Consider the following 13,823-nt stretch of genomic DNA (forward strand, 5'->3'; position numbering starts at 1 on the left):
ATGTGGCAGCGCCGCGCATTCCTCAAGGCCGCCGGCGCCGGCTTTGCCGCCTCGCTGCTGCCGCAGCCGGCCGAGGCGCTGGCGCGCGCCGAGCTGGTGTTCGCCACCGCGACGCAGGAGCGGCCCGGCCAATATGGCGCGCGCGTGCTCACCGAGACCGGCAAGCTCATCGCCGATGTCGAGCTGCCGGTGCGCGGCCATGACGTGACCTACTCGCCCGAGGCAGGGCGCGCGGTGGTGTTCGCCCGCCGCCCCGGCACCTTCGCGGTGGTGTTCGACCCGACGGGACAGGCGGCGCCGCAGACCATCGCCAGCGTCGAGGGGCGGCACTTCTTCGGCCATGGCGTGTTCTCGCCGGACGGCAGGCTGCTCTATGCCACCGAGAACGATTTCGAGGCCGGACGCGGCGTGCTCGGCATCTACGACGTGGCCGGCGGCTATCGGCGTATCGGCGAGTTCCAGACCTATGGCGTCGGACCGCACGAGGTGATCCTGCTCCCCGACGGCAAGACCTTCGCCATCGCCAATGGCGGCATCGAAACGCATCCCGACTACGGCCGCAGCGAGCTCAATCTCGACAGCATGGACCCGTCGCTGAGCTTCGTCGACGCGCGCGATGGCCATCTCGTCGGCCAGCTCCGGCTCGCGACCGAGCTGCACCAGCTCTCGATCCGGCACATGGTGGTGGATGCGGCGGGGCGTATCTGGTTCGGCTGCCAGTTCCGCGGCCATACGGGCATGCCGCAACTCGTCGGCTACGCCACGCTCGACGGCGACATCCGCCTGATCGAGCTGCCGCCGGACGCGCTTGCGGGCCTGCGCAACTATGTCGGTGGCCTCGCGATCTCGGCCGACCTCGAGACGGTGGCGGTGTCGTCGCCGGTCGGCGGCACGATCCTGTGCATCGATGCGGCCAGCGCCGCGCCGATCTCGCAGACGCTGCTGGCTTCGACCTGCGGCGTTGCGACCGACAGCAGCGGGTTCATCGCCAGCAACGGGCTCGGGCAGTGGCTCGGGCTCGACGGTTCGGCCGTCGGGGCGCAGAAATTCGACTTCCAGTTCGACGAGCATCTGCGGCAATTGCGCAGCTAGAGGGTAGCTCTAGAGCTTCGGTCCGGTGGATTCGCGCAGCACCAGGTCGACCGGCCAGAGCTCGTGGATTTCGCTGGCCGGCTTGCCCGCCAGCAGCTGCGTCAGCAGTTCGGCGACGCGCGTTCCGGCGGCGCGGATCGACGAGCGCGTGGTCGACATAGAGGGCACCATGTTGTCGGCGTTGAGATACGGGAACACGTCGTCGTGCGCGATCATCGACACGTCGCGGCCAAGCACCAGTCCGGCCGAGCGGATGGCGCGGAAGACGCCGAGCGCGGTCATCATCGAGCCGGCAACGAAGGCGGTCGGGCTCGGGGTGCGCTCGAGCATGCGCTGGGCGTTGCGGAATCCCATTTCATCGGTGAACACGCTGTTGACCAGGAACGCCGGGTTGACCGGCTCGCCGCGTGCGGCGAAGGCGGCGCGGTAGCCGGCCTCGCGGTGGATGGTGAAGGTCATGCCGCGCGGGCCGTTGAGCAGAGCGATGCGGCGGTGGCCGAGATCGAGCAGGTGCGCCGTGGCGCGCTCGGTGGCGCCGGCATTGTCGATATCGAGCCAGGCATGGGGCAGGGCGCTTTCCGACCGTCCGTGCAGGATGAACGGCAGCTTCAGTTCGTTGAGCACGCTGATGCGGCGATCGTTGGGGTAGGGCGAGGCCAGCACCACGGCGTCGACGCGCTTGCTGGCCGCGGCGCGATGGTAGGCGGCGATCTCCTCGTCCTCGGTGGTCACGGTGGACACCAGGATGTCGATCTCGTCGTGAATCAGGCGCTCGGCCAGGCCGCCGAGGAATTCGACGGTGTGCGGGCCATAGGCGTTGTTGTGCAGCACCCAGCCGAAGGCGCCGGCGCGGCCGGTGGCGAGGCGGCGGGCGCTGGCATTGGGGCGATAGCCCAGGCGCGCCGCGGCTTCCGTCACGCGGCGGCGTGTCGCCTCGCTGACCTCGGGGTAGCCGTTGAGGGCACGGCTGACCGTGGTCTGCGACAAGCCGAGCTCGCTCGCCAATTGCTTGAGATTCATCCTCGCTGCCGCTCCCAACGCACCGTGCCGGCCTGGCTGGCGTCGCTTTACGCGACGGCCAGCTGTTTGCACAGGCAAGCCCGGGCGCGATGTATCCAAAGCGATTTCAAATTCCAGGGCAAGGGTTTGGCGAGATGAAGAGCGTACCTCAGATGGCGCTGACTCGACTTTCCGCGCGCCCGCGCGTGAGATGCGGCTATATCATTGATATAAAATGTGAAAATTCGGATGATCCCGAAATAATGCAGCATCTGCTCGCACCCTGCTTGACAGTTTCGAGCACTTGCAAATACGGTTCTAGTCAAAGCGCTTTGAGGGCCAGGCGACATAGGTTCGGGCTCAAAGTGCTTTCAGGGAGGAGTTCCTCAGCCGAGGTCAGGAAACGCCGGGTCCGGCGGCCTGTAGTGCTGGGCTTTTTCCTGCAAGATCAGTTCCTTGGGAGGATGTTCAATGAACCTGAAATCGATCGCCGGCGGCCTGCTGCTCGGCGCGCTGCTCGCGGGCTCCGCCTCGGCGGCGACCCTTAGCATTGTGAACGGCGACACCGGCGGCAATCTGCAATGGCTGCGCGGTGTGCTCGACGAGTACCAGAAGACCTCGGGCGACACGATCAACATCGTGCCGATGCCGTCGTCGACCACCGACCAGTTCGGCCAGTACAAGCTCTGGCTGGCGGCCGGCAACAGCGACATCGACGTGTACCAGACCGACGTGATCTGGGCGCCGCAACTGTCCGACCAGTTCGTCGACCTCAGCACCGCGGCCAAGGATGTCAGCAAGGACTTCTTCCCGTCGATCATCGAAAGCCAGACGGTCAACGGCAAGCTCGTCGCCATCCCGTTCTTCACCGATGCGCCGGCCCTGTTCTACCGCAAGGACCTGCTCGAAAAGTACAAGCTGCCGGTGCCCAAGACCTGGACCGAAATGGCCTCCGAGGCCAAGACCATCCAGGACGGCGAGCGCGCTGCCGGCAACAAGGATTTCTGGGGCTTCGTGTTCCAGGGCAACGCCTATGAGGGCCTGACCTGCGACGCCCTCGAATGGGTGAAATCCTATGGCGGCGGCCAGATCGTCGAGCCCGACGGGTCGATCTCGATCAACAATCCGAAGGCCGTCGCGGCCCTCGAGGAAGCCAAGAGCTGGGTCAACACCATCTCACCGCCCGGCGTGCTGTCCTACGGCGAAGAAGAAAGCCGCGGCGTCTGGCAGCTGGGCAATGCCGCCTTCATGCGCAACTGGCCTTATGCCTACGCGCTCGGCAATGCCGCCGACTCGCCGATCAAGGGCAAGTTCGACGTGAGCACGCTGCCGGTCGGCGCCGAGGGCGACAAGCCCGCCTCGACGCTGGGCGGCTGGAACCTCGCGGTGTCCAAATACTCCAAGAACCAGGACGCCGCGATCAAGCTGGTGATGTATCTGAGCTCGGCCGAGGTGCAGAAGAAGCGCGCCATCGACCTCAGCGCGCTGCCGACCCGCCAGGCGATCTATGACGACGCCGACGTGGCCAAGGCGCAGCCGATCATCCCGAACTGGAAGTCGGTGTTCCAGAATGCCGTGCCGCGTCCGTCGGCCCCGACCAAGACCAAGTACAACGAGGTGTCCAACCTCTTCTGGTCGGCGGTGCACGACACGCTCAGCGGCAACGGCTCCGCGGCCGACAACCTCGAGCAGCTCGAGGCCAAGCTGACGGACCTCAAGGGCGCTGGCTGGTAACTTCGGAAACCAGTACCTCCCTCGCGCGGACGGCCAATTCCCATCGGCCGTCCGCGCTCCTTGATCGAGTGCCCCCCATGAGCGACATCGCGATCCCGGCCAAGGCCAACGCTACCCGGCGCCCCGACGAGTCCGATCTCGTCAAGCAGCGCGTGCGTGCCGCCATGTGGTTCCTGCTGCCGATGCTGGCGGCGCTGGCGGTGGTCGCGGCCTGGCCGCTGCTGCGGACCATCTGGTTCTCGATGACCGACGCCTCGCTGACGCATCTGGCCGACGCCAGGTTCGTCTGGTTCAACAATTATCTGCACTGGACGGTGCTGAAGAGCGGCAAGGTCATCTGGTCCGGCGTGCTGGTCGATCCGGCGTGGTGGAACGCGGTGTGGAACACGCTCCGCTTCGCGGTGCTGTCGGTCGCCTTCGAGACGGTGTTCGGCGTCATCGTGGCGCTGGTGCTCAACGCCGAATTTCCCGGGCGCGGCATCGTGCGCGCCGCGGTGCTCATCCCGTGGGCGATCCCGACCATCGTTTCGGCCCGCATGTGGGGCTGGATGTTCAACGACCAGTTCGGCATCATCAACGACATGCTGATGCATCTGGGGCTGATCAGCACCAAGATCGCCTGGACCGCTTCGGCCGACACGGCCTTCTACGCCATCCTCATCGTCGACATCTGGAAGACGACGCCGTTCATGGCGCTGCTGATCCTCGCGGCGCTGCAGATGATCCCGCGCGACATCTACGAGGCGGCCGCCATCGACGGCGTGCATCCGGTCAAGACCTTCTTCCGCGTGACGTTGCCGCTGATCCGGCCGGCGCTGATGGTGGCGGTGATCTTCCGTCTGCTCGACGCCATGCGCATCTTCGACCTGGTCTACGTGCTGACGCCCAATTCGGCGCAGACCAAGACCATGTCGGTGATCAGCCGCGAGAACCTCATCGACTTCGACAAATTCGCCTACGGCTCGGCGGAGTCCACCCTGCTGTTCCTGATCATCGCGGTGATGACCATCCTCTACATCTGGATCGGGCAGGTGCGTTTCGAGGGAGGCACGCGATGAGCACGATCGACCAGGTGCAGCGCGTGAGCTCGTTCGACCTGTGGAAGCTCGTCAAGAAGACGGCCTTCTACCTGCTGGTGCTGTTCATCGTCGTGGTGATGGTGTTCCCGTTCTACTACGCCATCCTCACCAGCTTCAAATCCGGCACCAATCTCTTCATCGTCACCTACTGGCCGCACGAGCTGAATTTCGCCAACTACCTCAACGTGCTGCAGAGCGCGGCCTTCCTGCAGAACTTCGCCAATTCGATCATCGTGGCGACGCTGACGGTGCTGCTGTCGCTGCTGCTGGCGGTGACCGCGTCCTATGCGCTGAGCCGGGTGAATTTCCGCGGCCGCGGCGTGCTGCTGATGACCATCCTCGCGGTCTCGATGTTTCCGCAGATCGCGGTGCTGGCCGGCCTGTTCGAGCTGATCCGCTTCTACAATCTGTTCAACACGCTGTGGGCGCTGATCTTTTCCTACACCATCTTCTCGCTGCCGTTCACCGTGTGGGTGCTGACCACCTTCATGCGCGACCTGCCGGTCGAGATCGAGGAGGCGGCGATCGTCGACGGCGCCACGCCGTGGATCATCATCTGGCGCGTGTTCCTGCCGCTCCTGTGGCCGGCGATGGTGACGACGGGCCTGCTCGCCTTCATCGCGGCGTGGAACGAATATCTGTTCGCGCTCACCTTCACCTCCAGCAATTCGGCACGCACGGTGCCGGTCGCCATCGCGCTGTTCTCGGGCAATTCCGAGCACGAGATCCCGTGGGGCACGATCATGGCGGCCTCGGTGCTGGTGACGGCGCCGCTCGTCGTGCTGGTGCTGATCTTCCAGCGCAAAATCATTTCCGGCCTCACCGCCGGCGGCGTCAAAGGGTAGTTTTCATGGCCGAGCTGCAGCTCAGGGACATCCGGAAATCGTTTGGTACGGTCGACGTCATCAAGGGCGTGGACCTGACCATCAATTCGGGTGAGTTCATGGTGTTCGTCGGCCCGTCGGGCTGCGGCAAGTCCACGCTGCTGCGGCTGATCGCCGGGCTCGAGACGATCACCGGCGGCACGCTCGCCTTCGACGGGCAGATCGTCAACAATCTGGCGCCGTCCAAGCGCGGCATTGCGATGGTGTTCCAGTCCTATGCGCTCTATCCGCATATGACGGTGTACGACAACATGGCGTTCGGCATGCAGCTTGCCCATGCCGGCAAGGAGCAGATCCGGGAGCGGGTGGAAAAGGCGGCGGAGCTGCTGCAGATTTCGCCCTATCTCAAGCGCCTGCCCAAGCAGCTTTCCGGCGGACAGCGGCAGCGCGTCGCCATCGGGCGGGCCATCGTGCGCGATCCGAAGGTGTTCCTGTTCGACGAGCCGCTGTCCAACCTCGATGCGGCGCTGCGCGTCGCGACGCGGCTCGAAATCGCCAAGCTGCACCATTCGATGAATGGCGCGACGATGATCTACGTCACGCACGACCAGGTCGAAGCGATGACGCTAGCCGACCGCATCTGCGTGCTGCGCGACGGGATCATCGAGCAGGTGGGCACGCCGGTCGAGCTCTACGAGCAGCCGCAGTCGATCTTCGTCGCCGGCTTCATCGGTTCGCCGAAGATGAATTTCCTCACCGGGCGGTTTGCCGAGCCCTATGGCGCCAAGACCATCGGCGTCCGGTCCGAGCACATCCAGATCGGGCCGGGCGAGGGCGCCTGGACGGGCAAGGTGATCCATTCGGAGAACCTCGGCTCCGACTCCTATGTCTATGCCGACATGGGCGCGGATGAGCCGGTGGTCGTCCGCGAGGACGGCACCAAAAAGCACCAGCCGGGCGAGCCGATCTCGATCCGCCCGATACCCGGGCAGGTGCATCGGTTCGACGCCGAAGGCAGGCCGCTGGGACGCCAATAGGTCGCATGCGATGAACACCCCCTGACGTCTTGCGTTCACCCCAATGGCGGTGCACTGAGGCGCCGCCGAAGCTTCGAAACCGTTTTGGCCGCGGGCCCATTCCCCGAGATCCGGCCGTCCAAAGGAGACCATCATGCCCATCCGAGCCACAGTCTGGGGCGAGAACGTCCACGAGCAGAAGAACAAGGCGGTCGCCGAGAATTACCCCAAGGGCATGCATGCCCAGATCGCGGCGCGGCTCAACGAAGACAAGAACATCAAGGCGACGACCGTCACCCTGCAGGACGCCGAGCACGGCATGACCGAAGCCAAGCTCGACGACACCGACGTGCTGGTGTGGTGGGGCCATGCGGCGCACGACAAGGTCGACGACGCCATCGTCGAGCGCGTGGCGACGCGGGTCTGGCAGGGCATGGGGCTGATCGTGCTCCACTCCGGCCACCATTCGAAGCTGTTCAAGCGGCTGATGGGCGCTCCGGCCAATCTGCACTGGCGCGAGGCGGGCGAGCGCGAGCGGATCTGGGTGGTCAATCCGGGGCATCCGATCGCCAAGGGCCTGCCCGAATATTTCGAGCTCGAGACCGAGGAGATGTACGGCGAGCCGTTCACCGTGCCCGAGCCGCTCGAGACCGTGTTCATCTCGTGGTTCCAGGGTGGCGAGGTGTTCCGTTCGGGCCTCACCTACCGGCGCGGCGCCGGCAACATCTTCTATTTCCGGCCGGGCCACGAAACCTATCCGACCTACCACGACAAGACCGTGGGGCAGGTGCTGCGCAACGCCGTGAACTGGGCCTACAACGCCGAGCGGCACGCCGAACTGCTGAAGGCCCCGAACCGGCCGGTGGAGCAGGCCATCGAGCACATCGAGGAGCGCGGGGCACATCTCACCAAGGAGATGATGCAGGCGGCGACCGATTGGGCCGAGACGTCCAAGTCCCGCTGAGCGCCGGAGGAAGTTGCAACCATGCGTCTATTGATTCTGGGCACCGGCGGCATGGCGAAGAACCATGCCAAGCACTTCGCGGCGATCGACGGGGTCACCGTGGTGGGCGGCGTCGATGTCGATCCGGTGCGGCTCGAGGCGTTCAAGGCCGCGCACAACATCGAGCACGGCTTCGCCTCGCTCGATGCGGCGCTGGCCTGGGGCGAGTTCGACGCCGTCGCCAACGTCACGCCGGATTCGATCCATCATCCGACCTCGATCGCGGCACTGCGTGCCGGCAAGCACGTGTTCTGCGAAAAGCCGCTGGCGACCGACGCCAACAAGGCGTTCGAGATGGTCGAGGTCGCCGAGCAGAGCGGCCTCGTCAACATGGTCAACCTGACCTACCGCAACGTGGCGCAATTGCAGCGCGCCCGCGAGATCGTGACCTCCGGCCAGATCGGGGCGGTCAAGCATGTCGAGGCCAGCTATCTGCAGAGCTGGCTGGTGTCGAAGGCCTGGGGCGACTGGCGCACCGAAAGCCAGTGGCTGTGGCGGCTGAGCAAGAAGCACGGCTCCAACGGCGTGCTGGGCGATATCGGCGTCCATATCCTCGATTTCGCCTCGTTCGGCTCGGGGCTCGACATCGAGCACGTGTTCGCCCGCCTCAAGACCTTCGACAAGGCGCCGGGCAACAGGATCGGCGAGTACGACCTCGACGCCAATGACAGCTTCACCATGGCGGTCGATTTCTCCAATGGTGCCCTCGGCGTTATCCACGCCACCCGCTGGGCCACCGGGCATTTCAACGAGCTGCGGCTGCGCGTCTATGGTGAGCGCGGCGGCGTCGAGGTGCAGCACCGGCACGACTGGAGCAAGCTGCGCGTCTGCCTCGGCGAGGACGTCGAGACCGGCACCTGGACCGAGATGGAGGTGCCGCCGGTGCCGACCAATTACGAGCGCTTCGCCGGCGCCGTCCGCTCGGGCAAGAACCAGCAGCCGGACTTCCGCCACGCGGCGGAGTTGCAGAAGGTGCTCGACTTCGCCATGGCGTCGGACATCGAGCACAAGGAACTGGCCACGCACTGACCTTGCATCGGGGGCCGGCGCTTCCCATGTTTCTGCCGCAATCGGAGGCAGGTCATGGATATCGTTTGGGCCATCATCGTGGGGTTCTTCGCCGGCATCATCGCCAAGCTGGTGACGCCGGGCGGCCCCAATCCGCGCGGCTTCATCCTGACGACGGTGCTGGGGATCGTCGGCGCCGTGGTCGCCACCTTTCTCGGCCAGGCCATTCATCTCTACGGGCCCGGCGACAGCGCTAATTTCCTCGCCCAGATCATCGGCGCGATCATCGTGCTGCTGATCTGGCGGCAGGTGGTGCGGGCGCGCTGAGACCGGCTGACAGCCGCACGCGGATTTGCTATTTCGCCTCCGGGGCAGAGCTGTTTCGGGGGCGCCATGGTCAAAAACACGGCCAGGTTCGATCGTAAGTCGTGGGCGCTGAACGGCGCCAACACGTGGTATTACAACCGCCGCATCTGGGTGCTTTCCCGCGAGCTCGCCAAGGCGATCCCTGGGCGCGGCAGCGTTCTCGACATCGGTTGCGGCGACGGGCAATTGGCGCTGGCGCTGATGAAGCTCCGGCCGGATCTCAAGGTCGAGGGCGTCGACGTGGTGGCGCGGCCGAAGACGCTGATCCCGGTGTCGCAATACAACGGCACGCGGCTGCCCTTTGCCGACAAGAGCTTCGACTACGTCACCATCGTCGACGTGCTGCACCACACCAACGATGCCACCGTGGTACTGTCGGAGGCGTCGCGCGTCGCGCGCAACGGCGTCGTCATCAAGGATCATCTGCGCGAAGGCTGGCTGGCCCAGGCGACGCTGGCGTTCATGGATTGGTGCGGCAATATCGGCGACGGCGTGCCGCTGCCTTACAATTTCCTGTCGCGCGCCGAATGGCAGGGCGCCTTCTTCAAGTCGAAGCTGCAATCGCTGATGACCAACGAGAAGCTCGATATCTACCTGCCGCCGGCGCGCTGGCTGTTCGACCGGCAGTTGCATTTCGTGTCGTTCCTCGAACCACGGACGGCCTGAAGCATCGTCTTTCGACGATGATTTTGGGGTGGCGCAGCCGGTCGATTTGAGTAAGCTCCCCGGCGTTTGCTTGGGAGTTGCGAATGCGGACTGCATTGATCGTCTGGGGCGGGTGGAACGGGCACGACCCCGAAGAGTGCGCGGCGATCTATCGTCGCTGGCTGCACGAGGACGGATTCACGGTGCGGGTCGAGACCGACACGGCGGTGTTCGGCGATCCCTCGATCCACGATCTGTCGCTGATCGTGCCGATCTTCACCATGTCCAAGATCGAGCGCGAGCACGCGCAGAATTTCGCCAAGGCGGTGGAAGGCGGCGTCGGGGTGGGCGGGCACCATGGCGGAATGAGCGATGCGTTCCGCGATTCCGTCGATTATCAGTTCGTGATCGGCGGCCAGTGGGTCGCGCATCCGGGCAACATCATCGACTACACCGTCGACGTGGCGCGGCCCGACGATCCGATCATGCAGGGCCTGCCGGCGTCGTTCCCCTATCACTCCGAGCAGTACTACATGCACATGGACCCGGCTGTGGAGGTGCTCGCCACCACCACCTTCTCCGGCGAGCATGCGCCCTGGACCAAGGGCGTGGTGATGCCGGTCGCCTGGAAGCACCGCTACGGCGCCGGCAAGGTGTTCCACTGCACGCTCGGCCACCGGGCCTCGGAGTTCGAGGTCAAGGAGATGGCCACCATGGTCCGCCGTGGCATCAACTGGGCGGCGCGCGACTGAGGCCTCGCTTTCCGGCCGTCTCACGCGACGTTCACGGGGCTTTTGCCCGACGTGACTTGAAACTGGGCAGGAATGGGTGCGTTTCTGCCTGCGTGAGGATGCGACGAGGGCGAGATGGCGGTCATGGAGCAGGGTGTGTCGGGGCTTGACCCCGGTGCCCGCAATGCGGCGGCTGGTCTGAGTATTGTTGCTGCTCTTGCCGGGGCCGCAATCGTCGCGATGCTGCTCGCGGCGCCGGCGGTGCTGGCGGCCTGGGGCGTCGATCGGCCGGTCGATGCGCTCACCCTGTCGCTGCTGGCGGCGGGCGCAGTGTTCATGCTGCTGGGGGGGGTCATCGCCGTGCCGCGGCTCGGCCTTGGCGGTGCGATTGCGCTGATCGGCGTGCTGTTCTGGCTTTGCGGCTGCATCAGCTTCAAGAGTTTCGGCTGGGTACTGGGCGCGCCGCTGCTGCTGGGCTTCCTCGGCGCCTTCACCGGCATGGTCAGCCACGACCGCCGGGCGGCCGACGGCGACGCCACGCTGGTCTATCGGCAGAGCGGGCTGACGCGGCTGACGCACTGGGTCTGGGCGGTGGCGATGTTCTTCCTGCTGCTGTCGGGGCTGCAGATCTTCAACGCCCGGCCCAACCTCTATATCGGCCAGCAATCCGGCTTCGGCTTCGACAACTCCATCCTCGACATCTACGCCGTCAACGGCCCCAACGGGCCGGCGGGGCAGACGAAGCTCTTCGGCCACACCTTCGACACCACCGGCGTCTTGGGCATGAGCGGCGCGGCCGACCGGCCCGTGTTCACGGCCTTTCCGGGCTGGGCGACGATCCCCTCCTATCGCGACCTCGCGACCGGCCGGGTGGTGCATTTCTTTTTCGCCTGGGTGCTGGTGGGCACGCTGGCAATCTGGCTGATCAACGCGCTGGCCATCGGACATCTGTGGCGCGATATCGTCCTCAAACCGCGCGACCTGCGGGCGCTGCCGCGGGACATCCTCGACCATCTGCGGCTGCGCTTTGCCCATGGCCGCAGCTATACGCCCCTGCAGAAGCTCGCCTATTTCGCGGTGTTCGTGGTCGCCTTTCCGCTGATCATCGCCACCGGCCTCACCATGTCGCCGAATTTCGACGCGACGCTGCCCTGGCTGGTCGATCTGTTCGGCGGCCGGCAGACGGCGCGGACCATCCACTTTTTCACCATGCTCGCCTTCGTGCTGTTTTTCGTGGTCCACATCGTCATGGTGGTGCTCGCCAACCCGATCAACGAATTGCGCTCGATGATCACGGGATATTACCGGACCAACGTTCGCGGCCGCGAGGGGGAGGAACGCTGAGATGGGCAAGCTGATCCTGTCGCGCCGCCGCTTCCTCACCGGCTCGGCGCTGGGCGTATCGAGCCTGGTGCTCTCGGGTTGCGACCAGTTCGACTTTCTGGGCCAGACCGACAACCAGGTGCGCGACGTGCTCGAGCGCGCCAACAGCCTCACCTACCACGCCCAGCGGCTGCTCGGCGGACAGCAGGCGCTGGCGCGGACCTTCTCCGAAAGCGAGATTCGCCAGCCGCAGCGGCCGAACGGCTCGACCGATCCCAACAGCGCCGAATACCTGGCACTCAAGGCGAACGATTTCGCCGACTACAAATTCCGCGTCATGGGCCTCGTCGAGAACGAGCTCACCTTCTCCCTCGCCGAGCTGCGCAACATGCCGTCGCAGAGCCAGGTCACGCGCCACGATTGCGTCGAAGGCTGGAGCTGCATCGCCAAGTGGACCGGGACCCGGCTCGGCCCGATCCTCGATCAGGCGAAGCCCAAGCCGGCCGCGCGCTTCGTCGTCTATCACTGCTACGATTCCATGGGCGGCGGGTTCAGCGGACCGGAGGCCTATTACGAGACGTCGGACCTGATCGACGCCACGCACCCGCAGACGATCCTCGCCTACGGGCTCAACAACGCCACGCTGCCGGTCAGCAACGGTGCGCCGATCCGGGTGAGGATCGAGCGGGCGCTGGGCTACAAGCAGGCCAAATATGTGCACACGGTCGAGCTGGTCGACAGCTTCGCCAAGTTCGGCGGCGGACATGGCGGCTATTGGGAAGACCACGGCTACGACTGGTACGGCGGCATCTGAGCCGAGGTCGTTAACCTTTTATTTACTTTGTCGGCACCGGCGGGCGCCGCTCTGATAGTCTTGCCGGAAATGGACTGGCGGGGGTCGACATGCATCGGACGTGGAAGAAAATTGCCGCGAGCATCGCGCTTGTCGGAGCTCTCGCCGTTCCCGCCATGGTGCTGGCGCAGGGGATGCCGACGCTGACGCTCAAGGCGCAGGCGGGGACGTTCACGGGTACCTGGGTGTACCGCAGCTTCGGCGTCAGCGCGAGCCCGAAGGACACGCTGGCCAAGCTGGCGCTTGGGCTCAACGAATTGTCGCTGATGGAGCAGGGCGGCAAGATCGCCGGCAAGCGGACCGGGCAGGGGGTCAGCTACGACCTCGTCGGCAACTCCTTTTACGCCGCCAAGCAGGGAGCGTCGCTGCGCCTGCACGGCACCGCCACGATCGGCGGCAAGGCCTACAATTACGACTATTTCGGCTATCTGATGCCGTCATGGGGCGTCGGCGGCAACGAGCCCGACACCATCCTGGGCACGGTGCTGCGGTCCGATCCGGCCAACCCGTCGAACGCGCCGCTGATCGCCTCGTTCGCGGCGACGCGCGAGGCCGCCAAGTAGAACGCCGTTAGCGATCTCGATACCACGTCGCAAGGTGCAGCGCGCTCCCGGGCTGCCGATCTGCTAAGACAGCCTCGCCAGAGGTGCGTGATGTCGCAGGTGCAGGTGTTCTTTCGCCACAGACGGACGCTGTTGACGCGGCTCGCCGCGCTGCTCGTGCTCGGCTTCGGCGGTCTGTTGATCGTGCTGCCCCGTGCCGACGCGCATGGCGTGACCCAGGCTGCATCCGTCCAGCCCGCCGGGCGCAGCCTGCTGTCGCCCGACCGCCTCGCGGGTCCCCGCTTCAGCACGTTCTACGGTCGACCGGCCGTCACTGCGGTCGATTTCTGAACCGCAGCTAAACGCTGCCTTGCGGGAACGTTCAACCGGGTCCCGGCATTGTTGCGCCAATGGTTCTTGGGGAGCGCAAGATGCTCAAGCTGTCGTTGATCGTGATGTTCGTGCTGTCGCTGGCCACTCTCAGCCTCGCGGCGTCGGCCATTCCGTCGGTGGACGAAGGGCTGTCGCAGGTCGCCGACACGGGGCTGTGACCCCCGCCGCCCTCGGATGACGCCCCTGCAACTCCTGATCCTCTTGGCGGTGGTGCT

General features: G+C 65.5%; 15 protein-coding genes. 14 read left to right on the forward strand and 1 reads right to left on the reverse strand.

From position 1 onward, the window contains the following. Entirely contained in the window at positions 1–1,092 is a 1,092-nt protein-coding gene (locus BGO82_RS05150; protein ID WP_291304492.1) for a DUF1513 domain-containing protein, read from the forward strand. Positions 1,093–1,101: 9 nt separating this feature from the next. Here BGO82_RS05150 and BGO82_RS05155 read toward each other — a convergent pair whose 3' ends face one another. Next, positions 1,102–2,112 carry a LacI family DNA-binding transcriptional regulator gene (locus BGO82_RS05155; RefSeq protein ID WP_291304493.1) on the reverse strand — a complete coding sequence of 337 codons (1,011 nt, stop codon included), beginning with the start codon at positions 2,110–2,112 and terminating at the stop codon, positions 1,102–1,104. Positions 2,113–2,562: 450 nt separating this feature from the next. Between BGO82_RS05155 and BGO82_RS05160 the strand changes: the two genes are divergently transcribed. The 13 genes from BGO82_RS05160 (at position 2,563) to BGO82_RS05220 (ending at position 13,566) form a co-directional block, all read left to right on the forward strand. Beyond that, entirely contained in the window at positions 2,563–3,825 is a 1,263-nt protein-coding gene (locus tag BGO82_RS05160; protein ID WP_291304494.1) for an ABC transporter substrate-binding protein, read from the forward strand. 77 nt (positions 3,826–3,902) lie between these two features. Then, a complete protein-coding gene (locus tag BGO82_RS05165) occupies positions 3,903–4,883 on the forward strand; it encodes a sugar ABC transporter permease (protein ID WP_291304495.1) in 981 nt (326 codons plus the stop codon). A 38-nt stretch (positions 4,884–4,921) separates the two neighbouring features. After that, complete coding sequence (locus BGO82_RS05170) at positions 4,922–5,749, forward strand: carbohydrate ABC transporter permease (RefSeq protein WP_291305674.1); 828 nt, start codon at positions 4,922–4,924, stop codon at positions 5,747–5,749. A 5-nt stretch (positions 5,750–5,754) separates the two neighbouring features. After that, positions 5,755–6,765, forward strand: a complete 1,011-nt coding sequence (locus BGO82_RS05175) for an ABC transporter ATP-binding protein (RefSeq protein ID WP_291304496.1) — start codon at positions 5,755–5,757, stop codon at positions 6,763–6,765. 133 nt (positions 6,766–6,898) lie between these two features. Then, positions 6,899–7,708: a ThuA domain-containing protein gene (locus BGO82_RS05180; protein WP_291304497.1), complete on the forward strand. Its 810-nt coding sequence runs from the start codon at positions 6,899–6,901 to the stop codon at positions 7,706–7,708. A 21-nt stretch (positions 7,709–7,729) separates the two neighbouring features. Further along, complete coding sequence (locus BGO82_RS05185; protein WP_291304498.1) at positions 7,730–8,776, forward strand: Gfo/Idh/MocA family oxidoreductase; 1,047 nt, start codon at positions 7,730–7,732, stop codon at positions 8,774–8,776. 54 nt (positions 8,777–8,830) lie between these two features. Continuing rightward, positions 8,831–9,082: a GlsB/YeaQ/YmgE family stress response membrane protein gene (locus BGO82_RS05190; RefSeq protein WP_291304499.1), complete on the forward strand. Its 252-nt coding sequence runs from the start codon at positions 8,831–8,833 to the stop codon at positions 9,080–9,082. Positions 9,083–9,148: 66 nt separating this feature from the next. Further along, positions 9,149–9,787, forward strand: a complete 639-nt coding sequence (locus BGO82_RS05195; RefSeq protein ID WP_291304500.1) for a class I SAM-dependent methyltransferase — start codon at positions 9,149–9,151, stop codon at positions 9,785–9,787. Positions 9,788–9,870: 83 nt separating this feature from the next. Further along, the gene (locus BGO82_RS05200) at positions 9,871–10,518 is read left to right on the forward strand and encodes a ThuA domain-containing protein (protein ID WP_291304501.1); all 648 of its coding nucleotides are present in this window, start codon (positions 9,871–9,873) and stop codon (positions 10,516–10,518) included. 477 nt (positions 10,519–10,995) lie between these two features. After that, positions 10,996–11,841 carry a cytochrome b/b6 domain-containing protein gene (locus BGO82_RS05205; protein WP_291305675.1) on the forward strand — a complete coding sequence of 282 codons (846 nt, stop codon included), beginning with the start codon at positions 10,996–10,998 and terminating at the stop codon, positions 11,839–11,841. A 1-nt stretch (position 11,842) separates the two neighbouring features. After that, positions 11,843–12,634, forward strand: coding sequence for a molybdopterin-dependent oxidoreductase (locus BGO82_RS05210; RefSeq protein WP_291304502.1), 792 nt, complete (start codon positions 11,843–11,845; stop codon positions 12,632–12,634). 89 nt (positions 12,635–12,723) lie between these two features. Continuing rightward, complete coding sequence (locus tag BGO82_RS05215) at positions 12,724–13,236, forward strand: hypothetical protein (RefSeq protein WP_291304503.1); 513 nt, start codon at positions 12,724–12,726, stop codon at positions 13,234–13,236. A gap of 90 nt (positions 13,237–13,326) precedes the next feature. Then, positions 13,327–13,566 (forward strand): hypothetical protein, encoded by a 240-nt coding sequence (locus BGO82_RS05220; RefSeq protein ID WP_291304504.1) that lies wholly within the window; start codon positions 13,327–13,329, stop codon positions 13,564–13,566. The last annotated feature ends 257 nt before the right edge of the window (positions 13,567–13,823 follow it).

The sequence above is a fragment of the Devosia sp. 67-54 genome, from assembly GCF_001899075.1.
GTDB lineage: Bacteria > Pseudomonadota > Alphaproteobacteria > Rhizobiales > Devosiaceae > Devosia_A.

What these genes read in the sequence shown, in the direction of transcription:
- BGO82_RS05150 (WP_291304492.1), top strand. Translation starts at nt 1, where the DNA reads ATGTGGCAGCGCCGCGCATTCCTCAAGGCCGCCGGCGCCGGCTTTGCC.
- BGO82_RS05155 (WP_291304493.1), bottom strand. Translation starts at nt 2,112, where the DNA reads ATGAATCTCAAGCAATTGGCGAGCGAGCTCGGCTTGTCGCAGACCACG.
- BGO82_RS05160 (WP_291304494.1), top strand. Translation starts at nt 2,563, where the DNA reads ATGAACCTGAAATCGATCGCCGGCGGCCTGCTGCTCGGCGCGCTGCTC.
- BGO82_RS05165 (WP_291304495.1), top strand. Translation starts at nt 3,903, where the DNA reads ATGAGCGACATCGCGATCCCGGCCAAGGCCAACGCTACCCGGCGCCCC.
- BGO82_RS05175 (WP_291304496.1), top strand. Translation starts at nt 5,755, where the DNA reads ATGGCCGAGCTGCAGCTCAGGGACATCCGGAAATCGTTTGGTACGGTC.
- BGO82_RS05180 (WP_291304497.1), top strand. Translation starts at nt 6,899, where the DNA reads ATGCCCATCCGAGCCACAGTCTGGGGCGAGAACGTCCACGAGCAGAAG.
- BGO82_RS05185 (WP_291304498.1), top strand. Translation starts at nt 7,730, where the DNA reads ATGCGTCTATTGATTCTGGGCACCGGCGGCATGGCGAAGAACCATGCC.
- BGO82_RS05190 (WP_291304499.1), top strand. Translation starts at nt 8,831, where the DNA reads ATGGATATCGTTTGGGCCATCATCGTGGGGTTCTTCGCCGGCATCATC.
- BGO82_RS05195 (WP_291304500.1), top strand. Translation starts at nt 9,149, where the DNA reads ATGGTCAAAAACACGGCCAGGTTCGATCGTAAGTCGTGGGCGCTGAAC.
- BGO82_RS05200 (WP_291304501.1), top strand. Translation starts at nt 9,871, where the DNA reads ATGCGGACTGCATTGATCGTCTGGGGCGGGTGGAACGGGCACGACCCC.
- BGO82_RS05205 (WP_291305675.1), top strand. Translation starts at nt 10,996, where the DNA reads ATGGTCAGCCACGACCGCCGGGCGGCCGACGGCGACGCCACGCTGGTC.
- BGO82_RS05210 (WP_291304502.1), top strand. Translation starts at nt 11,843, where the DNA reads ATGGGCAAGCTGATCCTGTCGCGCCGCCGCTTCCTCACCGGCTCGGCG.
- BGO82_RS05215 (WP_291304503.1), top strand. Translation starts at nt 12,724, where the DNA reads ATGCATCGGACGTGGAAGAAAATTGCCGCGAGCATCGCGCTTGTCGGA.
- BGO82_RS05220 (WP_291304504.1), top strand. Translation starts at nt 13,327, where the DNA reads ATGTCGCAGGTGCAGGTGTTCTTTCGCCACAGACGGACGCTGTTGACG.